This is a genomic window from Actinomadura sp. CNU-125 (assembly GCF_001942465.1).
GTDB lineage: Bacteria > Actinomycetota > Actinomycetes > Streptosporangiales > Streptosporangiaceae > Spirillospora.
In genome coordinates this window covers 43840-67565 of sequence record NZ_MKJY01000555.1, presented here as the reverse complement: position 1 = coordinate 67565, position 23726 = coordinate 43840, and the positions used below count along the sequence as shown (strand labels likewise).

Sequence of the window (23726 nt, the reverse complement as noted above, 5' to 3'; positions counted from 1 at the left end):
CGGGAGACGTGTTGCACGGCATTACCGTGCGTGCCGCATCCTGTGCGGCTTGTTCTCGTCTTGTCTCGTCTGTGTCTCGTCCGTGCTACGTTCGGCCTTTTGGGAGGGCCGAAGATGACGAATCCCCCTGTGCGTTTGAAGCTCTTGCTCCTAGAACGGCACTGGCAGACTCACCGGACATTCACGGCCGAGTATGACAAGGCGGCCCGAAAGGTCGACCCGTCGCTAGCCGGAGGAGGCCCGAGCCGGGCACAACTGCACAGGTGGGCATCGGGCGAACTCAAGGGCTTGCCCTACGCCGATCATTGCCGCGTGCTGGAGAAGATGTTCCCAGGCTGGACCGCCGAGCAACTGTTCGCGCGCGTAGTGACCGAGGACCAACCGGCGGCCCCGTCCCGCAACGACGACCCCGAGGCCCCCGCCAAGGCGAAGGCACTGCTCGGCGCGATCGACGAGAGATTGCAGGCGCCCGCCGCCGCCGGAGACGTCGAGTGGGGAGCGCAGGACGCGCCGAGCGCCATCTCACCCGCGCTACTCGCCTCCGTGGAGGGTGTCAGCGACGAAGCTCGGAACCTCGGACGGCACCTGTTGGAAATGCAGCAGGTACTACGCCTCAGCGACGAGGAAACGAGCCAGCTTGCGGCCCTCTCCGGGAACATCGTCGAGCTGGCGATGAACGCCGAAATCGACATTGACCCCGATGGTTGGTCACGGGTCCGCTACCGACACCAGCTCTTGAACCTCACCGACAAGCCGGTGACGCGTCTGGCCCGAGAGGTCTGGTTCGAGTACACGGAGAAGAAGCTTCGCATCGTGTCGAACGACGACTCCGACCGACGCGTGATGATCCAGCGGGTTCACGACACGGCGAACCTGTCGAAGTTCGCTTGCCAGATCTCGCCACCGATCCAGCCCGCGGAGTGGGCAACGGTCGGCTTCACCGTCCAGGGCGGCCAGTTCATCCACGACCACTACTGGCGGCAGTCCATACCGCGCTACCTGCGGCATTACACCCTGCGCATCAAGCACCGCGGAGCCGGAGAGCTGTTGCGCTGCACGGCGACCGAGGAGCACCCGGATGGGTCGGAGAACTCCGCAGAGGACGCACTCGTGTGGGATTACGACGGCGACGACGTCGTGATGACCTTGACCCGCAACTACCTGCGGCCGAACCAGGCCCTCACTCTGCGATGGGACGTAATGCATGAGTTTGCGTGACGAAATCGAATCCGTCCTCCGCGCGTGGAACGCCCACGAGGTCGACCGAGGCGGCTCCCCGATCATCGATTTCGATTGCCACCCGAGCGGCCCCGAGCCCGAACCGGCCCCCGACCGCCTCACCGTCTACCGCAGACTCGCAGCCCTACGCCCCGACGCGACCGGTCCGCTTGCGACCCGCCTCGATGCCGATCTTGCCTACCTCGGCGCCCTGCTCGGCGAACACCCGCCGCTCAGCGATTACGTCCGCGCCACCCAGGGATGCGACGCCGCCGGATGGCCCGAGGACTACGTCACCGAGCGCGCCGACCAGGCCCGCGCCGCACTCGCCGATCTCGGCATCACCTGGGGTGAGAAGACCAACGCCGAGCTGCGCCAGGCCGAAGGACTCATGGACGCCAGCGAGGCGCCCGACGCCATCCGCCAGGCCGCCGAGGATCTAGAGCCGCTCGTCCGTGAAGCCACCGGCAGCACCGCCCCCTACACGCTCACGATCGAGACCGCCGAGGTAGACGCCTACTGGGCGTATTGGCTGGACGGGGCCGGCTACGACGTCCGGCTACGGCTCAATCTCCCCAACGCCGAGTTCACCCAGACCGGCGCGCGACAGTTCGCCCTCCACGAGGTTCTAGGTCACGGCCTCCAGAGCGCGAGCCTGACCGCGCAGGCCGAGGCCGAAGACGTCCCGTGGGTCCGACTCCTCAGCGTCCACGCGTCCCAACAGGTGATGCTCGAAGGTCTCGCCCAGGCATGGCCGCTCTTCCTCCTTCCGGAGGACAAGGTTCTTACAGCCCGCGTGCGACTCGCCCTCTACACGCAACTCGCCTTCGCCCAGGTTCACCGAGCGATCAATAACGGAACGTCCGCCGCCGAATGTGCCGACCACCTACGCGCGTCCGTCCCATGGCTGACCGACAAGACCATTGCGGGCTACCTCGCCGACCGGGGGACCAACCCGCAGCACCGCAGCTACATGTGGGCGTATCCAGCCGGGTTCGACTGGTTCGCGGCCCTTGCAGACGCCGACGCTAAGGTGTCCCGGGAGGTACTCCATGCCGCATACCGAGCGCCGCTCACCCCGACCGACCTCGCCGAACTCTGGCCCGCAGGACCGCCTATCGGTGGACCCGGAGGCCCTGTTCGTCTACGGCAGTCTCCAGTTTCCTGAGGTTCTGTTCGCGCTGATCGACCGCGTCCCCGACCACGAGCCGGTAAGCACCGAGGGATGGCGAGTCGCCACCCTGCCCGGACGCCCGTACCCCGGCATCCTCCCAGGCGACAAGACCGCAAACGGCTACCTGCTCACCGGCCTCAGCCCGGAGGAGTGGCGCCTCCTGGACGCGTTCGAGGACCCCGTCTATGAACTCGTCCGGGTCGACCTCACCGACGGCCGCCACGGCTGGACGTACGCATGCAACCCCGGTGCGGAAGTCGGAGACGACGACTGGTCCGCCGAGGAGTTCGAGGCCCACGAGCTACCCGCCTACGTCGAGCGCTGCTCAGCATGGCGCCAGCGCTACGAGAGCCAACAGGCCAGCTAGAACCTGATGCCAGCAGGCCCATGTCCATGCGGCACATGGCCCGGATGAGAACTTTCTTTACGTCTTCAAGGGCGCCGCTTCGCGTCGCCAGCGGCCGCCCGCCCCGGCGCGCCGGGCGTGCGGCCTCTCCGGTCCGATCCCGCCGCACCGCGTCGACCGTCCGCCGGATCGGACGCCGCCCATAACCCGAAGGACGCTGCCCCGATGCCTATCGGTAAGTATCAACTATCCATCGCTGATTGAGGTCCTGATGCCGCTAAGGCTGTTACAGCAGGTCGCCACCACATTACATATGCTTAGTCGGGGTGCATTGTAGGTGCGGTTAACGCCCACGTCAAGAATCCGAGGGGTGACAACGTATAAAGCGCGCTTTACGCTGCTCTCGTAAGGAGTTGCGGCACCGAGATCCAGGCCCCTCTGATCGCGGGAACGATGACCGGGCCTCGCGATCTCGGTGCCGCACTCTCGAAACTCACAGGGAGCTTCTATGAAAGCAGTATGCCTGACTCCGGCGTTGCTCGTCCTGATCATGATAGTGGCTGCGGCGCCGACGCCGAGCGATCACCTCGCGATGCAGCAGCGCATCATCATCGAACTGGCAAGCGTCGCGCTGGGATACGTCATCCACGCGATCGTGCGGCCCCCCGAGCAGAACGAGTAAGTCTGAGCGTGCGCTTACCAGGGGGCTACGCCGCCCCCTGGACCCCCGCGGGCCGGAGGATACTCCCGCGCGAAACGCCCGGCTGTGGCTGATGCCGTTCGCGCGGGAGCACCCTCCGGGGCGGTGCGTCTGCTAACAACACGCTTGGACGATCTCGGCGGGGAAGTGCGAGCCGGCTCCGAGGCAAGCCAGAAGGCAGTAGTCGCGCCGCTCGGGTTCTGACTTACAGGCTCGAATGCTCACCTTGGCCAACGTTGGTCACGTAGCCCGGACTCCAACAGAGGAGCGTGAAGAGTAGGTACTCTCGCCGAGAGAGGTAGCGCAAGGTGGTGTCATGGGTCAACGAGTTGTGCACGTGCCACTAGGAAGCACTCGTGTGCTTAGCGGCGGCGAGAGTAGAGCGTCTATTTATCCACGTCGCCCTGACGCAGAAGACAACTTCGAGCTAGCGTCGCGAGAGAAGCAAGACAAGAAGTCGCAGCGTAAGAAGAAGAAAAGGGTCGAAGCGGCGCGCGCCAAGAAAGCACGCCAGGGTGCGCCAGCCGTGAAGCAAGCTGCTCCTGCGAATAGCGTGAAACGCAAGAAGAGGCCCGATGTCCCGGCCATCCGCGTGTCATGTGTGTGTGGATGGGAAGGACTTAGTACCCGGTATAAGCTTCACACGCAGTGGCTCGGGAACCTGGATAAACAACACCAGGAGCAGTCCGCAGACTAGTTGCGTAGGGACAAGCAAGTTGTGCCTGGCTATCGCATCAGCGGTCCGGGGGGGCATCATCGACTCCTCCCGGGAACCGCCGCTTAGTGCCCGCATCGCTGTGCTCCGGGGCAGCTGTCCGTCAGAGCGGTCAATTTTCGCTGCGTGTCTCGCACGCGACAGAGCGCCTTGCCCGCCCCAGGTCAGCGAGCTGTGGTCGTGCAACCGGCGTGCAATTAGGAGCGGTGATCAAGGGGCAACAGCGGTCACTTGCGGACAGGCGTACGGGCACATCAGCCCCGGTGACAGACGAAATCGGTGCGCTTCCCAAGCTGACAGCGCGGGTTCGATTCCCGTCACCCGCTCACCAGTAAGGCCCAGGTCAGGGACATGATCCCCGAACCTGGGCCTTGATCGTTTATCGCCGTCATCACTGACGGGCGATTACGCCCGAACAAGCGCCCCCGCCTCACCGTCATCGTCGTCCGCTTCACGGTCGGCCTGGACGAGCGAGTCAAGAGCGTCCGCGATCGCACGGTCAGCGTTGGCCGATCGATGCTGATAGCGGAGCGCGGCCCGCTCGTTGTCGTGACCCATCCGCGCCATGAGGTTCCGCAGCGAGACGCCCATGTCAGCGGCGAGCGTGTTACCGGTGTGCCGAAGGTCATGGAAGTGCAGGTTCGGCACGCCGAGCGCTTCCACCACGAACGGACTACGTCACCGAGCGCGCCGACCAGGCCCGCGCCGCACTCGCCGATCTCGGCATCACATGGGGTGATAGGGCCAAGGCCGAGCTGCGCCAGGCCGAAGGACTCATGGACGCCAGCGAGGCGCCCGACGCCATCCGCCAGGCCGCCGAGGATCTAGAGCCGCTCGTCCGTGAAGCCACCGGCAGCACCGCCCCCTACACGCTCACGATCGAGACCGCCGAGGTAGACGCCTACTGGGCGTATTGGCTGGACGGGGCCGGCTACGACGTCCGGCTACGGCTCAATCTCCCCAACGCCGAGTTCACCCAGACCGGCGCGCGACAGTTCGCCCTCCACGAGGTTCTAGGTCACGGCCTCCAGAGCGCGAGCCTGACCGCTCAGGCCGAGGCCGAAGACGTCCCGTGGGTCCGACTCCTCAGCGTCCACGCGCCCCAACAGGTGATGCTCGAAGGTCTCGCCCAGGCATGGCCGCTCTTTCTTCTGCCCGAGGACAAGATTCTGACGGCCTGCGTACGACTCGCCCTCTACACGCAACTCGTCTTCGCTCAGGTTCACCGAGCGATCAAGAACGGCACGTCCGCCGCCGAATGCGCCGACCACCTACGCGCGAGCATCCCGTGGTTGACCGACAAGACCATTGCGGGTTACCTCGCCGACCGAGGCGTGGACTCGGCGCACCGCAGCTACATGTGGGCGTCGTCCGAGTGGACGTCACCGACGGCCGCCACGGCTGGACCTACGCATGCAACCCCGGTGCGGAGGTCGGAGACGACGACTGGTCCGCCGAGGAGTTCGAGGCCCACGAGCTACCCGCCTACGTAGAACGCTGCTCAGCATGGCGCCAGCGCTACGAGAGCCAACAGGCCAGCTAGACCCCGAGCCAGCACGATGGGACGCGCAGGCACCGCAGGCCCGATGAGAACTTTCTTTACGTCTTCAAGGGCGCCTCGCTGACGCGGGACGCCGGGCGGCCGCGCGTCTGCGAGCCGGGCATGCGGCCTGTTCCGTCCGGTCCCGTCTCGCGCCGCCGTGCGCGGCCGCCCGCCCGACAGCGGGAAGCCCCCCGGGACGCCAGCAAGCCGGATCAGAGATGCGCCCACGCCGCGCCAGACGAACGATCAGTCACATGTGTAGGCCCTCTGCGAGGGCCGGTTGAGCGTGCGCTTCTGGGGAACCCCGTGGTTCCCCAGACCCCTCCTGGACACCGGAGGACACGTTCGCGCGAACAGCCCTTGCCGGGTTCTCGCCGTCGCGCGAACGTGCCCTCCGGACCGGTTGCCGCGTCTGTGTACGGCGAAGGTGGTTAAGGGGTGAGAGAGCAGTAAATACGCAGGCCAGCGGCAGCCTTAAGTGATCAGCAGTACGATGAGCAACGCGCCCACCGCGCACGCGGCACCGATCGCGGTTGCGAGTTTTGGATCCCGGTAGGTCGCAAATGCGACCACGATCAGCAGGAACACGATCAGCACGATGTTCGTGCTGACTGGCGTGTTATCGGGTGGCTGCGCGCCACACAAGATTGAGCGCAGGTCCATACAGGTTCAGCCTCCAGCAGGGGACTCGGTAAGAGACGGCTTTGGTTCGCTACAACCAAGGGACCTATGTCGTATGGCGAGTCGGTCCCGCAGCCGCCATGTGCATGAGGCTTGCGCAGATGTACCATAAGGACAAGCGAGTCTCGCCGATGGTGACCATAAGGTGAGCTAATGCTCGGCCCGAGAACGTCGAACGCTTGACAGCGAGTGGGGGACTCCCTTGGGTGCCTACGTGAGCGTATGGTCGACGCTGACTCGGTCTCTAGCAGGGGATTCGGGTTCTAGACGGCCCTTGGTGCGCTACCACCAAGGGCCGTCGCTCCGTTCCATGCGGCGCCGAGGCGGCCTCCGCTGGCTAGCAGGTAGGCGGGCGGGCGATTAGCGGGCGATTAGGCAGGGTGATCAAGGGGTACGAGCGGTCACTTACGGGTAGGCGTATGGGCAGGTTGGCCCCAGTGACGGGCGTGATCGGTTCGCTTCCCAGGCTGACAGCGCGGGTTCGATTCCCGTCACCCGCTCGCATAACGAAGGCCCAGGTCCGGGACGTGATCCCGAACGCTGGGTCTTGTTCGTTTCCGGCGACGCGAGGCCACCGGGCGATTACATCGGAACGAGCGCGTCTGGAGCGTCCGCGATCGCACGGTCAGCGTTGGTCGATCGCTGGATGCTTTGATGAGGAAACTCGTTCGGCGGAGGTCTGGTTCGGCGAACCCCGGGTCGACGGTTCCCTGGCGGCCGTGGAGTACTGGGCGGTGACCTACCCGAATGACCGGCCGCTCACCATCTCCGGCTGCACGCTGCTGCGTTTCGACGCTGACGGGTTGGTGGCCGAGGCCCGCGACTACTCGCGTGTCAAGGAGGGGTGCTTCCCGCCACCGGCAGGACTTTTCGATGGAAATAGTTGAGCGTGCGCTTGCCATGGGGGCGCGAGAGCACCCGCCTGGCCGGTTGTCAGGTTCGGTTGCGGACGGGACGGGTGATGGTCGCAGGGGCGGTCACGGGGATCTACGCGCAGCGTTGAGGCCGATCGAGCGGGGCGGGGCCCGGCGCGATGGGTGTGATCGTAGACGTGCTCTTACAGGCCTTGCGCGATTGGCATTCCAGAATCGGGCCCCTGTTCTTGGGTGTCGAAGGCTTCGCGGGCTCGTTCTATTGCGGGTATGTGCTCTGAGGCCCATGCCAGTAGTACGTCGATGGGGTGGCGCAGGGTCTTGCCGAGTGGCGTGATGCGGTACATGACCGCCACCGGACGTGTGGAGACGACCTCGCGTTCGACCACGCCGTTGCGCTCAAGTCTGCGAAGAGTGGCGGTCAGCGACTTCTGCGTGACCGCGGGAATGGCTCGGCGGAGCTCGTTGAAGCGGCAGGGGCGTTCGCAGAGCTCGTTGAGTATGGCGAGGGACCACTTGTCGAGCACTTGATCGAGGAGTTCGCGGTGCGGGGCGTCGATGCGGAGTCGGCCGTCGGTATCCATGGTGAAACCTGGTCTCGTTGAAGTGCCCTTCTCGGAGTAGATATCTTATGGATACCTGCTTTGAGAAGGGGAACGGTTATGAGTGTCCAGCACTTCACGCCGGAAGGCATGTTGCAGCCCACCCCTTACCACCACGTGGCCGTGGGCAAGGGGACGACTCAGGTGCATGTCAGCGGGCAGGTCGCCCGGCTGGCCGACGGAACTCCGGTGGCGCCCGGCGATCTCGCCGGGCAGGTCGCACAGGCGCTGCGGAACACCGCCCTCGGCCTGGAGGGGGCGGGCGCGTCGTTCGCGGACGTGCTGCGCCTGACGTTCTACGTGACCCGGTGGAGTCCGGAGAAGATCGGAGACTTCATGGCCGGGGTCGAGGCCGTCGCCGAGGAGATCGGCCTCCGGATTCCCATGCCGCCGGCGAGCCTCATCGGTGTCGACTATCTCTTTGAGCCGGATGTGCTCGTCGAGGTCGAGGCAACCGCACTGCTTGAGTGATTTGGCGCACATGGGTCATGCGATGTTGTCCGACTTGGTGTTGGAGGATTGGTTGTGTCAACTATTGCTATTGTGGGGGCTGGGCCGCAGCTCGGGTTCGCCGTTGGTGCGAAGTTCGCTGAGAAGGGCGGTTTCAACGTGGCGCTTTTGGCGCGACGTGAAGCGCAACTCGCGGCCATGGTCGAGAAGTTCCGGAGCGTGGGGGTGACCGCTGCGGCTTTCGCGGCCGATGTCAGCGATCGTCCGAATCTCGAAAGGGCGCTGGCGGCGGCGGAGGAGTATTTTGGATCCATCGATGTCCTGGAGTACTCGCCTGCCCCGACGTTGGCGGACCTGGCGGATCGGCCGCTCGTGTCCGCGGTCGATCTCACCGTCGAGGCGGTTCTGCCGCAGATGGAGACCGGCTTCTTCGGTGCGATCGCCGCTGTTCGCCAGGTGCTTCCCGGCATGATCGAGCGTGGTGCCGGGACCATCATCGGTACGAGCGGTGCCGGATCGGGGCCGATGGTCGTCCCGCAGGTCGCCAGTGCGAACGTCGCGAACGCCGCCATGCGCAACTGGCTCCTCGCGCTGAACGAGTCCGTCGCCGATCAGGGAGTGCACGTCGCGCACGTCGCGTTGGGCGCGAGGATCGGCAGTGGTCGTCCGGACTCGGAGGCGGACGTGATCGCCGACCTGTATTGGAAGGCCCACGTCGAGCGCGACGCCGCCGAGGTCTTCCACTACGACCTGCCCGAGGGGGACGAGTACGGGCTCGCCGACAAGTTCAGGGTCGAGTGAGTTCCTTGCGGCTGATGTTCACAGCCGAGGGTGCCCCGGCCGAGACGGCCGGGGCACCTGCCTGCGTCAGCTCGTGAGCTGCTCGCGCAGGGTCTCGGCGTCGTGGACGGCCGACATGTGCAGGAACTTCCCGTCGTGGACCCGGTAGATGGCGTACTCGACGATCTCGATCGGCTTGCCGTTGGGAGCGACTCCGAGCCATTCCTTGGTGGGAGTGCCGGTGTTGATCGCGCGGACGGCGATGCTGTCGCCGTTGATGGCGAGCTCCTGGATCTCCCAGTGGAAGTCGGGGACCGCGTCGACGATGCTGTTCAGCTGCGCGAGGAGGGCCTCGCGGGAGCTCGGCTCGCTGTGCATGACGATGGACTCGTGGACGAACTCGTCCATGCGGTCGAACTCTCGCGCGTTGAGCGCGTCGACGTAGCTCTGGTAGAAGTCGCGCAGGTCGGTCTCGGACATGATGATCTGCCTTTCGGTGAATTCGGGATGGGGTCGGACGGCCGTCGTGAGACTCGCCCGTGGAGGGCTCGGCCGCCCGGTGCTGTGGGTTCAGGCGGTGTGCAGGGCCGAGCGGAGCGTGGCGGTGGCCTGGGTGATGGCGGCTTCGGCCGCCTGGGTGCCGCGGAGGGCGTTGAGCATGACGAAGTCGTGGATGATGCCCTGGTAGCGGGTGGCGGTCACGGGGACGCCGGCCGCGCGGAGCTTGGCGGCGTACGCTCGCCCTCGTCGCGCAGGACGTCGGCTTCGGCGGTGATGATCAGGGCCGGGGGCAGGCCGGTGAGCTGGTCGGTGGTGGCGCGCAGCGGGGACGCGGTGATCTCGGCCCGTTGTGCGGGGTCGGTGGTGTACTGGTCCCAGAACCACTGCATGCCGTCGCGGCGCAAGAAGTACCCCTCGGCGAACCGGTGGTAGGAGCCGGTGTCGAAGCTCGCGTCGGTGACCGGGTAGAACAGCACCTGCTGGACGAGCGGGACGTCGCCGCGTTCCTTGGCCATCAGGGTCAGTGCGGCGCTCATGTTGCCGCCCACGGAGTCGCCCGCGACCGCGATGCGCGAGGCGTCCAGGTTGTTGTTCGGGCCTTCGCGGACGATCCACTGGGCGACGGCGTAGTTCTGTTCGATGGCGATGGGGTAGCGGGCTTCGGGCGACAGGTCGTACTCGGGGAAGACGACGGCGGCGTTCACGCCGGCGGCGAGTTCGCGGACCAGGCGGTCGTGGGTGTGGGCGTTGCCGAACACCCAGCCGGCGCCGTGGATGTAGAGGATGACGGGCAGGGTTCCGGTGGCGCCCGCCGGACGGACGATGCGGGCCCGGACGCTTCCGGTCGGGCCGCCGGACACGGTGATCCACTCCTCGTCGATCCGCGGCTCGGCGATCTCGGCGGACTGCACCTCGTCGACCGTCTTGCGGCCCTCGACGGGGCCCAGATCGGACAGGTAGGGCGGGTCGGCGGTGGCCGCGGCGAACTCGGCGGCGGCGGTTTCCAGAACGGGGGTCGGCGTGTGTTCGGACATGACGAGACTCCTTGAACGGTTCGGTGTGACGGGTCGGTGTCGCGGTTTCAGTTCTCGATGAAGTCGAGGAGGTCGGCGTTGATGGTCGCGGCGTTCACGGTGCCCATGCCGTGCGACAGCCCCGGGTAGACCTTCAGGCTCGCGTTCTCGACGAACGTGACCGCCGCCTCGGCGGAGCAGGCGATCGGGACGATCTGGTCGTCGTCGCCGTGCATGATCAGCGTGGGCACGTCGATCGCCCGGAGGTCGTCGGTGAAGTCGGTCTCCGAGAACGCCTTGATCCCCTCGTAGTGCGCCTGTGCGGCACCGGCCATCCCCTGGCGCCACCAGTTCCAGATGACGCCCTGGGACGTGTCGGCGCCCGGCCGGTTGAACCCGTAGAACGGACCGGAGGCGATGTCGAGGTAGAACTGGGAGCGGTCGGTGGCCACGGCTTCGCGGAAGCCGTCGAAGACCTCGACCGGTACCCCTGCCGGGTTCGATTCGGTTCGTACCAGGAGCGGTGGGACCGCACCGATGAGGACGGCCTTGGCGACTCGTCCGGCACCGTGTCCGGCGACGTACCGGGCGACCTCTCCGCCACCGGTGGAGTGGCCTACGTGGACGACGTCGCGCAGGCCGAGGTGCGCCACCACGGCGGCGGCGTCCGCCGAGTAGTGGTCCATGTCGTGCCCGTGGCCGACCTGGGCGGAGCGTCCGTGCCCCCGGCGGTCGTGGGCGATGACGCGGTAGCCCCGCCGGACGAGGAACAGCAACTGGGGGTCCCAGTCGTCGGAGCTCAGCGGCCAGCCGTGGTGGAACATGACGGCCGGCCCGAGCCCCAGTCCTTGTAGAAGATGTCGGTTCCGTCGCCGGTGGTGACGAACGGCATGGTCTGCTCCTTGTGGTCCCGTCCGAGTGCCGGACGGCTTCGCTGTCTCCACAAGGTTGGCTCGGCCACCGTGCCGACAGCCTCCGTCAGCCGACTGACATCCGGCGGACGGGGCGCTTACGTCGGTACTGCCGTCACGCCTCGGCGGTCGGCGGCTCGGACGGCAACGCCTCCAGGGCGTCGCGGAGTTCGGTGCGCGAGGTGATGCCCAGCTTCGGGAACGCGCGGTAGAGGTGGGACGACACCGTCCGCGGCGACAGGAACAGACGCGACGCGATCTGCGGGTTCGACAATCCGGACGCCGCCAGCCCGGCGACCTCCAGCTCCTGCGGGGTGAGGGCTTCCCCCGCCTTGCCCCGGGCCGTCCGCGTCATTCCGGTGGCCCGGAGTTCCGCCGCCGCCCGGGCCTCCCACGGGCGGGCGCCGAGTTCCTCGAAGCGCTTGCGGGCGGCGGTCAGCTGCGTCCGGGATTCGTGGTTGAGTCCTTGACGGCGCAGCGCCTCGCCGTACGCCAGCCGGACGCGGCCGACCTCGAAGGGCCATTGTTCGGCGCCGGGCAGGCCGAGGGCCTCCTCGTAGCGCCGGGCCATGTCTTCGGGAGCCGATGTCATGGCCGTGACCGTGGCCACCGTGAGGGCGAACCGGGACGACAGGTGGCCGATGCCGGCGTCGCGGATCGCTTCCGCGTGCCGTCGGGCTTCGGCGTGCCGTCCGGTCCGCAGGGCGGCTTCGACGAGGTCGGGTGCGGACAGTTCGACATCGGGGTTGAAGGGCGGCAGCACACCGGGGTCGCAGATCGACGTGGCGTGCCGGTAGGCCGTCTCGAAGTCGGCGGCGCCGACGGCCGCGCGGGCCGCGGCCTGGTGGGCGTGGTTCACCAGCCGCCGCAGGCGCCTGGGCCCCGACCAGTCCCAGATGCTCCGGCAGTGCTCATGGCACCGGTCGAGGTCGCCGTGCTGCGCCGCGGCCATCGCGGCGAAGTAGTGCCCCACCTGGGCGAACAAGAGGTATCCCGTGTCCTCGCACAGCGCGATGAGTTCGGCCGCGGCGTCGGCCGACGCCCGCCACCGGCCGGCGTACATGTGGTCGACGGCGACGAAGATCAGGCCCGGCATGCTCGCCCCGACCGCTCCGCCGTCGCGGATGACCCGCAGCACGGCGTCGCGGCAGCCCGGAAGCCGGTCGAAGTACTCGGCCACGAGGGCGGTGCGGATGACCACGTCGGCGTCGGTCTGGTCTTTCAGCCGCGAGATCTCCTCGTCCAGGCGGCGCAGCGTGTCGTCGGTGACGGAACCGATGTCGTGGTGGATGCGCCCCAGGGACGCCGCGGCGGAGGGCGATGCTTCGGGGAGCCGGGCGAGCACGTTCATCAGCGGCCGCCAGTGCTCCTGCCGTCCCGAGAACGTGCCGGCGAGCGTGAGGGTGAAAAGAGCGGTCTCCAGGTCGTCGTGCGGCGGGTCGGCCGGGGCCTGTTCGATGGCCTCCATCAGGAGCGTGTGGGCAGTGTCGGCGTCCCCCTCCGTGACGAGCACCAGGAAGCCGGAGGCCGCGGCCGCCGAGAGCGACCGGGCGGCCGGATCGCCCCGCACCTCGCGCATGATCTCGTACGAGACGTCGAGGTGGCCCGCGACCCACGCGGCGATGTACGCGGCCCGCGACTGGCGGCGCCTTCGGTCCGTCCGGTCGGGACTCAGTTCGGCGGCGCGCCGCAGCCTGGTGACCGCGCCGTCGGCGTCGCCGCGCCGCAGGCTCCTTTCGGACGCCGACTCGATCACGGCGGCGACCGCCTCGTCGGGCGTCGTCGTGGCTCTCGCGAGGTGATCGCCGCGACGTTCGGGCTGGTCCGCCAGCGCGTCGGCGAGCCGGCGGTGGGCGCTGCGCCGCTGCTCGCCGGTGGAGCCGTCGACCACCGCGGACCGGACCAGCGGGTGCCGGAAGCGGACGGTGCGGCCGCTCTCGGCCACCATGACCAGGTGGTCGCGCTCGGCCGGGGCGAGCCCCTCCAGCCCGTCCGGTCCACCGGCCGCTTCGAGGACGCCGATGTCGCCGGAGCCTTCGAGAGCCGCGAGGAGCAGCAACTCGCGCGTTCGCCGGGGCAGCCGTTCGACGCGGGCGCCGTACAGGGCACGGACGTCTCGTCCCGGGCCGCTCGCCCACCCCGCGTCGTTGCCGTCCCGGTCGCCGGACACGCTGGTGGAGCCGGCGAACTCCAGCAGGGCGAGGGGATTTCCCTGCGCTTCCCGCGCCACGGTGGAAAGGACGCGGCCGGGGAGGTGGGCGAAGCGCCGGGACAGCAGCCGCCGTGCGTCCGCGTCGTTGAGCGGCGTGACCTCGACCTCGGTCAGGCCGGTGGCCGGGAACGGTTCCCCGGACTCCGGCCGCCGGGCGGCGAGCACCCCGATGCGGCGGCCGCCCAGCCTTCTGGCGACGAAGCCCACCGCGGACCGGCTCGCGTGGTCGACGACATGGAGGTCGTCGACCACGAGGAGGAGCGGCTGCTCCTTCGCGACCTCGTCGAACAGCGACAGCGCCGCGTTCATGACGGCGATCGGCCGCGGCGCGGGACCGGTGCCGAGGCCGAGTGCGACTTCGAGCGCTTCCCGCATGGAACCCGGCAGACGATCGAGTTCGTGCGACAGCGAGGCGACGAGCTGGTGGAGTCCGGCGAAGCCGATGTCGGTCTCGTACTCGACGCCGCTCCCGCGGACGACCCGGAGCCCCTTCGCGACCGCCACTTCTCGCGGTCGCGTCGAGGAGCGCCGTCTTCCCCACGCCCGGCTCACCGGTGAGCAGGACGGTGGCCCCGTCCGTCGCGGCCTTGTCCAGGAACGTCGCCAGCTCGGCGAGCTCGTGGTCCCGGCCGACCAGCCCGATGGGGTCCAAGCCCACGCCTAGCACCGCTCCCGCCCTCGCATCCGCTGTGTCGCCCTCCTGGCGCGTGAAGCGGCCGAACGGCCGGCAACGCGGTCAGCCAGAAGGTATCCCACCGGCGGGCGGCCGGTCAGAGCCCGAGTTCTTCGAGCAGCCGCAGCCACACCTCGTTCATCGAGGGGAAGACCGGCACGGCGTGCCAGAGGCGCCGCAGCGGGACTTCGCCGACGATGGCGACCGTGGCGGCGTGCACCATCTCGGCGACGTCCTGCCCGACGAACGTCGCGCCGACCAGCACGTCGCGGTCGCGTCCACCACGATCCGTACCCGGCCGGTGTAGCCGTCGGCGTGCAGCGCCGAGCCCGCGACGGCCAGGTCGATCTCCACCTCCCGGTGCTCCGCCGGGCGCCGGTGACCCCGACGGCGGCCACCTCGGGATCGGTGAACACCACCTGCGGCACGGCGTGGTGGTCGGCGGTGGCCGCATACGCGGTCCACGGCCCCGCCGCGACGTCGGTGCCCGCCGCGCGGGCGGCGATCACGTCGCCGACGACCCGGGCGGCGTACTTGCCCTGATGGGTCAGCGGCGCGCGTCCGGTGACGTCGCCCGCCGCGTAGAGCCAGCCGCCGGGGACGGCGTTCACCAGTCCGGAATCGTCCACGTCGAGACGATCGCCGGGGGTCAGCCCGAGCGTCTCCATCCCGAGTTCGCCGGTGGCGGGCCTGCGCCCGGTGGCCACCAGCAGCTCGTCGGCTACCACGTTCCGCCCGTCCGCGAGGGCGATCCGCACCTCACCGTCGACGCGCGAGACCCGCGTGGCGTCCGCTCCCCGCAGGACGGTCACCCCGTCGGCCTCCAGCCCGTCGGCGACGCGTCCCCGGCGAACCCGGGGAACGCGGGCAGCGGGCGGTCGCCGCGGATGATCAGCTCGACGCGGGAGCCGAGCCGGGCCCACGCCTGGGCCATCTCCACCCCGACCACGCCCCCGCCGAGGACGGCCAGTCGGCCGGGCACCGTGCTCGCCGACGTCGCTTCCCGCGACGTCCAGACGCGCGCGTCCGGCAGGCCCGGCAGGTCGGGCAGCCTGGCCACGCTGCCGGTGCACACCACGACGGCGTGCCCGGCGCGCAGCACCCGGTCGCCGACCGTGACCTCCCGTTCCCCGGTGAGCCTGCCGTGGCCGCGCACCGGCTGGATCCCGGTTTCCCGGACCCACCGCTCCTGCCCGCCGTCGTCCCAGTCCGCGGCGAACGAGTCGCGCCGCCGGAAGACCGGGCCGGGGTCGAGGCGATCACCGACCGGAACCCCGGGCACCCTGCGGGCCGCGGCCAGCGCGTTGCCCGGCCGCAGCAGGGCCTTGCTCGGCATGCACGCCCAGTACGAGCACTCGCCGCCGAACCGCTCGTGCTCCACCAGAGCCACGCTCAGCCCGCCGCGAACCGCGCGCGCGGCCGCGTTCTCCCCGACCGGGCCACCACCGATGACCACAACATCAAATGTCTCTTCAGTCACACACCGACCGCACACCACAACGCCGCATATCGCAACCCCGCGCGCCCGCAGACGGTTGCGCGGCGTACCGGGGGATCCCGGTACGCCGCGCCGACACCGGACGGGGTCATGCGGCCAGCTGCCGCAGCAGGTCGGACGAGTCGTGCAGTGCCGTCATCTGCACGAAGCGGCCGTCCCGGACCTTGTAGATGGCGTACTCCGTGATCTCGAAGGAGGCGCCGGAGGGAGGAACGCCGAGCCACTCCTTCACCGGGGTGCCGGTGTTGACGGCGTGCACGGCGATCCGGTCCCGGTCGAACAGCAGTTGCTTGACCTCCCAGCGGAGGTCCGGAACGGCGTCGACGTCATGCTTCTGGACGGCGATGACGTCGTCGCGGGTGCCCGGTTCGCCGTTCAGCACGACTTCGTCGGCGATGAACTCGTCCATGCCGTCGAACTCGTGGGCGTTGAGCGCCGCCACGTAGCGCAGGTACCAATCCTTAAGGCCGGAGTCGGTCATCGGTTTCTCCTTCTGGGTCGTCAATTTGTGTGCGGAATTCGATGGAAAGTGGAGAGGGAGCCTTGTGTCGCGGGCTCCGCTTCACCACGTGAGGGGGCCGTAGCGGTCGATGATCCGACCGGTTCCGGCGTCGGGGCCCTCGGTGGCCAGGGTCACGATCGCGTCGGTTCCCTCGGTCACGGTCTGGGTGCCGGTGCGGCCGTTGAGGTCGGTCGCGGTGTAGCCGGGATCGACGGCGTTGAACCGGACGTCGCCGAACGCCTTCGCGTACTGCGTGGTCAGCATCGTGACGGCCGCCTTGGACGCCGCGTAGGCGGGGGCGATCACCTTCGACTCGATCCGTTCGGGGTCGCGGGTGAGCGCGACGGACCCGAGGCCGCTGGTGACGTTCACGACGGCCGGAGCGCCGGAGGCGCGCAGGAGCGGCAGGAAGGCCGTGGTGACCCGCACGACGCCGGCCGCGTTGGTGTCGAGCACCAGTGCGGCCTCCGCGCCGGTCAGCTCCTCGGCGGACGCGGCGCCGCCGGTGATCCCGGCGTTGTTGATCAGGACGTCGATCCGGCCCTCGGCGGACGCGACGTCGGCGGCCGCCGCCGCGACCGAGGCGTCGTCGGTGACATCGATCTGGACGAAGCGGGCGCCGAGCTCCGCCGCCGCGCGGCGTCCGCGATCGGCGTCGCGGGCACCGAGGAGCACGGTGTGGCCGAGTTCGGTGAGGCGGCGGGCGCCTCGAAACCGAGGCCCTTATTGGCGCCGGTAATGAATGTGGTTTTGGACATGCCCCGAGCTTTGACCAAGCCGCTGGAATCAGCCAGGGAACGGTTCTCGGTAGGACCACCGGTACCACCCGAGCGGGAATGGGGACGGACGCGGGGCTGCTTAAGATGCAGTGGTGAGCAGTGGATATGCCGTTGACAACCAAGCTGGGCGCGACGCTTCGGGCATGGCGGGACCGGCTCTCGCCGGAAACCGTCGGACTGCCGATGGACAGGGCGCGTCGATCGCCGGGCCTGCGGCGTGAGGAGCTCGCCGAGCTGGCCGGTCTTTCCGTCGACTACGTCGTGCGGCTGGAGCAGGGCCGGGCCGTCAGCCCCTCCGAGCAGGTCGTCGGCTCGTTGGCGCGCGCCCTGCGGCTCTCCCGGGACGAGCGAGACCACCTCCATCGGCTCGCCGGGTTCGGGCCGCCGCAGGACCGGCGGGTCGTCGACGACATTCCGCCGAGCATGCGGCGGCTGCTGCGCCTGCTCGACTCCACTCCGGTCGCGGTCTTCGCCGCGGACTGGACGCTGGTCTGGTGGAACCCCAGGTGGGCGGCGCTGTTCGGGGAACCCACGAAGATCAGCGTCGAGGAGCGCAACCTGGTGCGGTTGCGGTTTCCGGTCGCCTCGGACCGCGGCCGGCTGACGAGCTGGCCGGTGATCCCCGACAACGCCGAGGCCGCCGACCGGGCCCTGGTGGCCGACCTGCGGCAGGCCGCGGCCCGCTTCCCCGACGATCCGCGGGTGACCGAGCTGGTGGCCGGCCGGGTCGCCGGGAACCCCCGGTTCGCCGCGTTCTGGGCCGAGGCCGCCGTGGGCCGGCACGCCGAGGACCGCAAGACCATCCGGCACCCCGTCGTCGGGGAGGTGAGCGTCGACTGCGACGTCCTGACGGACGGGGACACCGACCTCAAGATCGTCGCCTATACGGCGGTCCCGGGCAGCGAGGACGAGTCCAAGCTCGAACTCGCCGGCATCATCTCCGCGCAGAGGAGCGACGCGTGACCACGATCGGCATCATCGGGGCGGGCGAGGTGGGCGGACAACTCGCCCGCGCGGCCGTCGCGCACGGTTACCAGGTGGTCATCGCCAATTCGCGAGGACCGGAGACGCTGGCGGACCTCGTCGACGAGCTCGGGCCCTCGGCCCGTGCCGCCTCGGCGGCCGACGCCGCCGAGGCGGGCGACTTCGTGATCGTCGCCGTCCCGCTCAAGCCGGTCAACGACATGCCGGTCGAGCAGCTCGCAGGCAAGATCGTGCTCGACACCAACAACTACATGCCCTGGCGCGACGGCCACTTCCCGGCGGTCGACTCGGGGGAGAAGACCGTGCACGAACTGCGGCAGGAGCAGTTGCCCGCCTCGAAGGTCGCCAAGGCGTTCACGCACGTCCAGGCGCCGCGCCTCTTCCTGTCCGCCAGTGCCCCGGGGACCCCCGACCGGCACGCCCTCTCGGTCTCCAGCGACCACCCCGAGGCGGTGGAGCTCGTCACGCGCCTGTACGACGAGTTCGGCTTCGACACCGTCGACAACAGTCCGCTCAGCGAGTCCTGGCGGAGCGGCCCGGGCCAGCCCGCCTGGCTGTCGCACGCCCACCAGACGCGCGAGCAACTCGCCGCCAACCTGGCCGACGCGCGCCGCATCACCTACCCCGTGCGAGGCTGAGCCGCGCGTCCGTCCTCGTCCCGGCACGGGCCTTCAGGACGTCGGCCACGTCGGTGAGCGCCATCTCGACGCGTCCGTGGACGCGCGGGTTGAGCAGGTTCGTCCCGTCGAAGTCGCCCGACGACGCGAAGACGCCGACGGGCACGGTCAGCGCCTGGAAGAACCCGAACAGGGGCCGCAGGGCGTGTTCCAGGACGAGCGCGTGGTGGTCGCCGCCGCCGGTGGCGGCCAGGAACACGGGCTTGTTGGCGAGGGCGTACTGGTCGACGAGATCGAAGAAGTGCTTGAACATCCCGGTGTAGGACCCGCGGAACACCGGAGTGGCCGCGATCAGCAGGTCGCTCTCCTCCGCGCGGCGGAGGGCGGCCTCCACGTCGGGGGCGACGCCGTCGCGTTCCAGGGCTCCGGTGAACCCGGGGCCCAGGCGGTAGACGTCGATTCTGGTCTCCTCGACGGTGAGGGCCTCCGCCGCGAGAAGGTCGCGCAGGGTGCCGACGACGACGTCGACCAGCCCCATGGTCTTGGACTTCTCGCTCGGGCTGCCGTTGACGACGACGACCCGGAGGGGGGTCGCGGCGGTGCCCGACGGCGGGGCCGCGCCGAGAGCGCCGGTCATGCCGTCACCTCCGGGGTCGCGACGGTCTCGCGGCGGACGACGGGGGCCACCTCGGTGCCGAGACGCTCGATCGCCTCCAGGACCTCCCGCTGCGGCATCCCGCCGAAACCGATGTGGACGAGCACGCGGCTCAGCCCGTACAGCTCGCGGTAGCGCATGAGCTTGTCGATCAGCTCCTGCGGGCCGCCCACCAGCAGCCCGGCGGCGGGGGACGACTGGGCGTCGAACGCGGCCCGGGGCATCTTGAAGCCGCGGCCGCGCCGGTGGTTGTTGTCCATCATGCCCTTGGCGAAGTAGGGGTACATGGTGTCGCGGGCGTGCCGGCCGGTGCGGCCGACGTAGCCGTGCGCGGTGAGGGCGATCGGCAGCGCGTCCGCGTCGTGCCCGGCCTCGGCCGCGGCGGACCGGTAGAGGTCGACGGTCTCCCGGTGGAAGGTGATCGGCCCGAGCAGCAGGGCGAGCGTCATGGGCAGGCCGAGCCGGCCGGTGCCGACGGCCGAGGCGGGCGAGCCGCCGACGCCGACCCAGATCGGGAGGGTGTCCCCGGCCGCGCGCGGCGCGATGTCGGCGTCGAGCAGCGGGGCGCGGAAGCGGCCCGACCAGGTGAGCGGGTTCCGGTCGCGGATCTTGAGCAGCAGGTCGAGGTTCTCGCGGAAGAGGTCCGCGTAGTCCTTCAGGTCGTACCCGAACAGCGGGAAGGACTCGGTGTAGGAGCCGCGCCCCGCGATGATCTCGGCGCGGCCGCCGGAGATCAGGTCGATCGTGGCGAACTGCTCCCACACGCGTACCGGGTCTTCCGAGCCGAGCACGGTGACCCCGCTGGTCAGCCTGATCTTCTCGGTGGCCTGCGCGGCGGCGGCGAGCACGATGGCCGGGGCGGACGCGACGAAGTCGGTGCGGTGGTGCTCTCCGACGCCGAACACGTCCAGGCCGACCTGCTCGGCCACCTGCGCCATTTCGATCGTCTCCCGCATTCTGCGCCGCGGGGACGGAAGCTCTCCGGTGGCGTGGTCCGCGGTGATCTCCCCGAAGGTCAGGATTCCGATCTCGAACGTCATTTCTGGTCCTCGTCTCTCTCGTGCGGTGCGGTCACCGTCCCAGAACATGTCTGCGCAGACAAATATTTCCGGCCGGGGCCGTGCCGCCGCCTGACGACCCGCGGAGAATCCGGGAATGGGGGGAAGCGGCCGCCGCGACGCGCGGGCTCGTCGCCGCCGGACGGTCGGCCGCACAGGGGAGGGCGCCGGCCCGTACCGCTGCCTGCGCAGTCAGGCTTCGCGGGCTTCGTCGCCCCTGGGGGCGGTATTGTTCGCGGCATGGCGACCGTGCGGCTGAGTGAGCTCGAAGACCAGGCTTGGCGCGGGTTCCTGTACGCGCATGATCGGATCTGGCGGGAGATCGAGGCCGGTCTTGCGCCGTTCGGCGTGAGCATGGCCGAGTACAGCGTCCTGGCCCTGCTCGGCGATGCCGGCCGTGACGGAATGCGGATGTCCGAGCTGGCCGAGCGCCGGGTGATGTCGACCGGCGGGTTCACCCGGCTCGCCGACCGGCTGGAGAAGCGCGGGCTGATCGAGCGGCGGCGGTCGGCCGAGGACGGTCGCGGCTTCGAGGTGATCCTGACCCGTGAGGGGCGGGCGCTGCTGCGCAAGGCATGGAAGCAGCAGTACGACGACCTGCGCCGCCTCTTCTTCGACCGCCTCGACGACGACGACCTGCGGAACCTCGCCGCCGTCTGGACGCGGCTCGCCCCCGAAGACGACCCCGCCACGTCCTGAGCGGCCCGGGGCGGCCCCACCGTTACGTGATCCGCGATCTTCTGCAGGGAGGGTGGGCGTGGAGGTTCTGAGTCCCGGCGACCCGGAGGAGGTCGGCGGCTACCGCCTGCTCGGGCGGCTCGGTTCCGGCGGCATGGGCCGGGTCTACCTGGGGCGCTCCCGCGGCGGCCGGACCGTCGCCGTCAAACTGGTGCATGCCGAGCTGGCCGGTGACCCGGTCTTCCTCCGGAGGTTCCGCCGCGAGGTGGAGGCCGCGCGCCGGACGGCGGCGAGTGGACGGCGCCCGTCCTGGACGCCGACACCGAGTCCGCCGCCCCTTGGGTCGCCACCGGCTATGTGCCCGGTCCCACGCTCGCAGAGACGGTGGAACGGCACGGCCCGCTGCCCGAGGCGTCGGTCCTCGCGCTGGCGGCCGGGCTCGCCCGTGCGCTGCAGGCCGTGCACGCCTGCGACCTGATCCACCGCGACCTCAAGCCGTCCAATGTGCTGGTGACGATCGACGGGCCGCGAGTGATCGACTTCGGCATCGTGCGCGCGGTGGACGCGAGCGTCGCCACCCGGTCGGGGGCCCTGATCGGCTCGCCGCCCTTCATGGCGCCCGAGCAGGTCCGCGGTGCCGACGTCACCGCGGCCTGCGACGTCTTCAGCCTCGGCTCGGTGCTGGTGTACGCGGCGACCGGCCGCCGCCCGTTCGGCTCGGGAGCGAACGGACTGCACGCGCTGCTCTTCCGCGTCTTGCAGGAGCCACCGGATATGGAGGGCATGTCCGGGCCGGTGCGTGCTCTCGCGGAGTCCTGCCTGGCCAAGGAGCCCGAGCGGCGTCCCACCCCGGCCGAGATTCTCGAGTCGTTGCCGCCGGTGCCCGACCGCTGGTTGCCGGCCGAGGTCCTCGCCGAACTGGGCCGCCACGCCGCCGGACTGCTCGCCCTGGACACCGCCGAGGCCCCCGCCGGACCCGGGGCGGCGCGACCCCGCCGACGGTGCCGGCACTGCCGCCCGGGACGACCTCACCGCCGCCGAGACGAACACGCGGTCGCCCGCCCCGCGTCGCGGGCGCTGGTGGCGGCCGGGGCCGCGGCCGCCGTCGGCACCGTCGCGGTCGGCCTGGTCATCGCCCTCCTGGACGGCGACAGGACGAACGCCACCGGTTCGGGCGGCGGCGCCGGGGGCGGGGCCGCCGGTCGGGGCGACGTGCCCGCGGACATGGTCGGTACGTGGGACGGGTCGGTCCAGGAGGGCGAGGGCGGCATGTGGCGGCATCACCGCGTCACCCTTGTGCAAGGCGAACTCGGCGCGGACGTCGCCCGGATCCGCACGACCGGCGCCAACCAGATATGCGAATACGCCGCCACGATGACGTCGGCCTCTCCCTCGGTGTCCCTTCGCCCCCGCCTCACCCGGAGCATTCCGCCCGGCCAGTGCGAGGTCCCGCCCAGCCAGTCGATGACCCTGAACGAAGCCGATGTCCACTGGACCGCGCAGGGCATGTCGGGCACCCTGGCCCGCGCCAAGCACGAGTCGGTGCCGGCGGAACTGCGCGGAAGCTGGTCGGGGACGGCCCTGGGGCTCACCGCGACCGTCCCCACGCAGGGGATGCGCAGGCGGTTCGACATCGGCGGCGGCGCCGTCGGGACCGAAAGCATCAAGATCACCACCACCGTCGGCGATCTGACCTGCGAGTCCACGGCCATGCTGATCTCCGCCGAAAAGCAGATCCACTTCATTCCGATCCGGCTGCTCACCCAGACGGCTGGGTGCGTGCTCGGCGGAGAGCAGTTGCTCACCCCGAGCGGCGTGGGCCTTGCGTGGGAGGACATGGAAACCAGCGAGAGCGCCAACCTCCAACGCTCCTGACCGGCGCTCCCCAAGGCCGCACCGGCCCATCGCGCGATGACCGGTACCGGGCCTTGAGAATGCCGCGGTGCGGCCGAAATGAATTGCATCGTTCCAACGGATGCAGGGTGCGAGACTTCGAGCGTGGCGATTACGACGCAGCTTGCCCGGATCACGCCCGGACGGCTCTCCGAGTGCCGGCGCTCGGTCGCCGAGCTGGACGGACTGTGCTCGTTCGAGCTGGTCCCGGCGTCGGAGCACCTTGATCTGGACTGGGCGGACGACGCCCTGATCCGCGTGTGCGAGCGCGCCGGTGTCGGCAATGTACCCGCCCTGCGGCGGGCGACCGGCGGAGATGACGAGGTCAATCCCGCTTACCGTGATCACCCGTACTCGGTTTGGGAGCAGCCCAAGGCTCTGGAGCCGTCCGACGTTCTCACGCTGGCGGCCGCGCTATGTGACATCGACATGGGTCATGTTCTTTCTGTGCTGCCATCGGACCCTCGGAAATTGAAGGCCGCGATCCTCGGAGCCCTTGCCGACTTCATTGGCGATCCGCGGCCTTACATCACCACGCATTTCAACGCGCTCCGCGATTTCTACGCCGTGGCCGCCGAGAATCACCTGGCCGTCGTGGTGTGGCGCGACTGAACCGTCGACGGGACGGGACGGGGCGCGGTCGACGGACGTGGAGGTCGGGGGGTTGTGCC

At 69.5% G+C, this 23726-nt stretch carries 25 protein-coding genes and 3 pseudogenes; 13 read left to right on the top strand and 15 right to left on the bottom strand.

The window, feature by feature from the left end; translation table 11 throughout:
• The first annotated feature begins 312 nt into the window (after positions 1–312).
• From BJF79_RS40785 to BJF79_RS64045, 4 genes are all read left to right on the top strand, one after another.
• Positions 313–1218: a hypothetical protein gene (locus BJF79_RS40785; RefSeq protein WP_075905445.1), complete on the top strand. Its 906-nt coding sequence runs from the start codon at positions 313–315 to the stop codon at positions 1216–1218.
• Positions 1205–2386, top strand: a complete 1182-nt coding sequence (locus BJF79_RS40780) for a hypothetical protein (RefSeq protein WP_075905443.1) — start codon at positions 1205–1207, stop codon at positions 2384–2386. The genes BJF79_RS40785 and BJF79_RS40780 overlap by 14 nt, the downstream gene beginning before the upstream one ends.
• Positions 2340–2759 carry a gamma-glutamylcyclotransferase family protein gene (locus BJF79_RS40775; protein ID WP_262403317.1) on the top strand — a complete coding sequence of 140 codons (420 nt, stop codon included), beginning with the start codon at positions 2340–2342 and terminating at the stop codon, positions 2757–2759. Before BJF79_RS40780 ends, BJF79_RS40775 begins: the two co-directional genes overlap by 47 nt.
• 487 nt (positions 2760–3246) lie before the next feature.
• Entirely contained in the window at positions 3247–3420 is a 174-nt protein-coding gene (locus tag BJF79_RS64045) for a hypothetical protein (RefSeq protein ID WP_262403316.1), read from the top strand.
• A gap of 1138 nt (positions 3421–4558) precedes the next feature.
• On the opposite strand, the gene BJF79_RS40770 is transcribed toward BJF79_RS64045, so the two are convergent.
• Complete coding sequence (locus BJF79_RS40770) at positions 4559–4819, bottom strand: tyrosine-type recombinase/integrase (protein ID WP_083734606.1); 261 nt, start codon at positions 4817–4819, stop codon at positions 4559–4561.
• A gap of 110 nt (positions 4820–4929) precedes the next feature.
• On the opposite strand from BJF79_RS40770, the gene BJF79_RS57620 reads away from it, so the two are divergent.
• Positions 4930–5646, top strand: coding sequence for a hypothetical protein (locus BJF79_RS57620; protein ID WP_075905437.1), 717 nt, complete (start codon positions 4930–4932; stop codon positions 5644–5646).
• A 524-nt stretch (positions 5647–6170) separates the two neighbouring features.
• On the opposite strand, the gene BJF79_RS64040 is transcribed toward BJF79_RS57620, so the two are convergent.
• Positions 6171–6293, bottom strand: coding sequence for a hypothetical protein (locus BJF79_RS64040; RefSeq protein WP_262403315.1), 123 nt, complete (start codon positions 6291–6293; stop codon positions 6171–6173).
• Positions 6294–7434: 1141 nt separating this feature from the next.
• Positions 7435–7833 carry a winged helix-turn-helix transcriptional regulator gene (locus tag BJF79_RS40755; protein ID WP_075905433.1) on the bottom strand — a complete coding sequence of 133 codons (399 nt, stop codon included), beginning with the start codon at positions 7831–7833 and terminating at the stop codon, positions 7435–7437.
• A gap of 78 nt (positions 7834–7911) precedes the next feature.
• On the opposite strand from BJF79_RS40755, the gene BJF79_RS40750 reads away from it, so the two are divergent.
• The gene (locus tag BJF79_RS40750) at positions 7912–8322 is read left to right on the top strand and encodes a RidA family protein (protein WP_075905431.1); all 411 of its coding nucleotides are present in this window, start codon (positions 7912–7914) and stop codon (positions 8320–8322) included.
• 54 nt (positions 8323–8376) lie between these two features.
• On the top strand, positions 8377–9102 hold the full coding sequence (locus BJF79_RS40745) for an SDR family NAD(P)-dependent oxidoreductase (RefSeq protein ID WP_075905429.1): 726 nt from the start codon (positions 8377–8379) through the stop codon (positions 9100–9102).
• A 66-nt stretch (positions 9103–9168) separates the two neighbouring features.
• Here BJF79_RS40745 and BJF79_RS40740 read toward each other — a convergent pair whose 3' ends face one another.
• The 6 genes and pseudogenes from BJF79_RS40740 to BJF79_RS64035 all read right to left on the bottom strand — a co-directional run bounded on the left by BJF79_RS40740 (position 9169) and on the right by BJF79_RS64035 (position 14656).
• A complete protein-coding gene (locus BJF79_RS40740) occupies positions 9169–9561 on the bottom strand; it encodes an ester cyclase (protein WP_075905427.1) in 393 nt (130 codons plus the stop codon).
• A gap of 90 nt (positions 9562–9651) precedes the next feature.
• Positions 9652–10616 (bottom strand): annotated as a pseudogene (locus BJF79_RS40735) (alpha/beta hydrolase).
• Positions 10617–10663: 47 nt separating this feature from the next.
• Positions 10664–11487 (bottom strand): annotated as a pseudogene (locus tag BJF79_RS40730) (alpha/beta fold hydrolase).
• Between the two features lie 134 nt (positions 11488–11621).
• Complete coding sequence (locus BJF79_RS67860; RefSeq protein ID WP_410050211.1) at positions 11622–11861, bottom strand: helix-turn-helix domain-containing protein; 240 nt, start codon at positions 11859–11861, stop codon at positions 11622–11624.
• A 556-nt stretch (positions 11862–12417) separates the two neighbouring features.
• Positions 12418–14376 (bottom strand): AAA family ATPase, encoded by a 1959-nt coding sequence (locus tag BJF79_RS40725; protein WP_410050210.1) that lies wholly within the window; start codon positions 14374–14376, stop codon positions 12418–12420.
• 112 nt (positions 14377–14488) lie between these two features.
• Positions 14489–14656 carry a hypothetical protein gene (locus BJF79_RS64035; RefSeq protein ID WP_262403334.1) on the bottom strand — a complete coding sequence of 56 codons (168 nt, stop codon included), beginning with the start codon at positions 14654–14656 and terminating at the stop codon, positions 14489–14491.
• 50 nt (positions 14657–14706) lie between these two features.
• On the opposite strand from BJF79_RS64035, the gene BJF79_RS64030 reads away from it, so the two are divergent.
• Complete coding sequence (locus BJF79_RS64030) at positions 14707–14934, top strand: hypothetical protein (RefSeq protein WP_262403333.1); 228 nt, start codon at positions 14707–14709, stop codon at positions 14932–14934.
• Between the two features lie 56 nt (positions 14935–14990).
• Here the strand turns inward: BJF79_RS64030 and BJF79_RS64025 are convergent.
• From BJF79_RS64025 to BJF79_RS40710, 4 genes and pseudogenes are all read right to left on the bottom strand, one after another.
• Positions 14991–15203 (bottom strand): annotated as a pseudogene (locus BJF79_RS64025) (NAD(P)/FAD-dependent oxidoreductase); the annotation flags it as partial.
• A complete protein-coding gene (locus BJF79_RS64020; protein ID WP_262403312.1) occupies positions 15200–15871 on the bottom strand; it encodes an FAD-dependent oxidoreductase in 672 nt (223 codons plus the stop codon). The pseudogene BJF79_RS64025 and the gene BJF79_RS64020, both read right to left, overlap by 4 nt.
• A gap of 106 nt (positions 15872–15977) precedes the next feature.
• The gene (locus BJF79_RS40715) at positions 15978–16370 is read right to left on the bottom strand and encodes an ester cyclase (protein WP_075905425.1); all 393 of its coding nucleotides are present in this window, start codon (positions 16368–16370) and stop codon (positions 15978–15980) included.
• A gap of 81 nt (positions 16371–16451) precedes the next feature.
• Positions 16452–17066 (bottom strand): SDR family NAD(P)-dependent oxidoreductase, encoded by a 615-nt coding sequence (locus tag BJF79_RS40710; protein ID WP_262403311.1) that lies wholly within the window; start codon positions 17064–17066, stop codon positions 16452–16454.
• A 215-nt stretch (positions 17067–17281) separates the two neighbouring features.
• On the opposite strand from BJF79_RS40710, the gene BJF79_RS40705 reads away from it, so the two are divergent.
• Together BJF79_RS40705 and BJF79_RS40700 are read left to right on the top strand one after the other, a co-directional pair.
• The gene (locus tag BJF79_RS40705; protein WP_262403310.1) at positions 17282–18133 is read left to right on the top strand and encodes a helix-turn-helix transcriptional regulator; all 852 of its coding nucleotides are present in this window, start codon (positions 17282–17284) and stop codon (positions 18131–18133) included.
• Positions 18130–18792, top strand: coding sequence for an NADPH-dependent F420 reductase (locus BJF79_RS40700; RefSeq protein WP_075905421.1), 663 nt, complete (start codon positions 18130–18132; stop codon positions 18790–18792). The genes BJF79_RS40705 and BJF79_RS40700 overlap by 4 nt, the downstream gene beginning before the upstream one ends.
• Here BJF79_RS40700 and BJF79_RS40695 read toward each other — a convergent pair.
• A complete protein-coding gene (locus BJF79_RS40695; RefSeq protein ID WP_075905419.1) occupies positions 18770–19408 on the bottom strand; it encodes an NAD(P)H-dependent oxidoreductase in 639 nt (212 codons plus the stop codon). The genes BJF79_RS40700 and BJF79_RS40695 overlap by 23 nt on opposite strands.
• Positions 19405–20466 carry an LLM class flavin-dependent oxidoreductase gene (locus BJF79_RS40690; RefSeq protein WP_075905417.1) on the bottom strand — a complete coding sequence of 354 codons (1062 nt, stop codon included), beginning with the start codon at positions 20464–20466 and terminating at the stop codon, positions 19405–19407. The genes BJF79_RS40695 and BJF79_RS40690 overlap by 4 nt, the downstream gene beginning before the upstream one ends.
• A gap of 258 nt (positions 20467–20724) precedes the next feature.
• On the opposite strand from BJF79_RS40690, the gene BJF79_RS40685 reads away from it, so the two are divergent.
• From BJF79_RS40685 to BJF79_RS40675, 3 genes are all read left to right on the top strand, one after another.
• On the top strand, positions 20725–21183 hold the full coding sequence (locus BJF79_RS40685) for a MarR family winged helix-turn-helix transcriptional regulator (protein WP_075905415.1): 459 nt from the start codon (positions 20725–20727) through the stop codon (positions 21181–21183).
• A 288-nt stretch (positions 21184–21471) separates the two neighbouring features.
• Complete coding sequence (locus tag BJF79_RS57615; protein ID WP_262403330.1) at positions 21472–23037, top strand: protein kinase domain-containing protein; 1566 nt, start codon at positions 21472–21474, stop codon at positions 23035–23037.
• Positions 23038–23160: 123 nt separating this feature from the next.
• The gene (locus BJF79_RS40675) at positions 23161–23667 is read left to right on the top strand and encodes a hypothetical protein (RefSeq protein WP_075905411.1); all 507 of its coding nucleotides are present in this window, start codon (positions 23161–23163) and stop codon (positions 23665–23667) included.
• The last annotated feature ends 59 nt before the right edge of the window (positions 23668–23726 follow it).

What these genes read in the sequence shown, in the direction of transcription:
- BJF79_RS40780 (WP_075905443.1), top strand. Translation starts at nt 1,205, where the DNA reads ATGAGTTTGCGTGACGAAATCGAATCCGTCCTCCGCGCGTGGAACGCC.
- BJF79_RS40685 (WP_075905415.1), top strand. Translation starts at nt 20,725, where the DNA reads ATGGCGACCGTGCGGCTGAGTGAGCTCGAAGACCAGGCTTGGCGCGGG.
- BJF79_RS40740 (WP_075905427.1), bottom strand. Translation starts at nt 9,561, where the DNA reads ATGTCCGAGACCGACCTGCGCGACTTCTACCAGAGCTACGTCGACGCG.
- BJF79_RS57620 (WP_075905437.1), top strand. Translation starts at nt 4,930, where the DNA reads ATGGACGCCAGCGAGGCGCCCGACGCCATCCGCCAGGCCGCCGAGGAT.
- BJF79_RS40695 (WP_075905419.1), bottom strand. Translation starts at nt 19,408, where the DNA reads ATGACCGGCGCTCTCGGCGCGGCCCCGCCGTCGGGCACCGCCGCGACC.
- BJF79_RS67860 (WP_410050211.1), bottom strand. Translation starts at nt 11,861, where the DNA reads ATGACGCGGACGGCCCGGGGCAAGGCGGGGGAAGCCCTCACCCCGCAG.
- BJF79_RS64045 (WP_262403316.1), top strand. Translation starts at nt 3,247, where the DNA reads ATGAAAGCAGTATGCCTGACTCCGGCGTTGCTCGTCCTGATCATGATA.
- BJF79_RS40715 (WP_075905425.1), bottom strand. Translation starts at nt 16,370, where the DNA reads ATGACCGACTCCGGCCTTAAGGATTGGTACCTGCGCTACGTGGCGGCG.
- BJF79_RS40690 (WP_075905417.1), bottom strand. Translation starts at nt 20,466, where the DNA reads ATGACGTTCGAGATCGGAATCCTGACCTTCGGGGAGATCACCGCGGAC.
- BJF79_RS40755 (WP_075905433.1), bottom strand. Translation starts at nt 7,833, where the DNA reads ATGGATACCGACGGCCGACTCCGCATCGACGCCCCGCACCGCGAACTC.
- BJF79_RS40750 (WP_075905431.1), top strand. Translation starts at nt 7,912, where the DNA reads ATGAGTGTCCAGCACTTCACGCCGGAAGGCATGTTGCAGCCCACCCCT.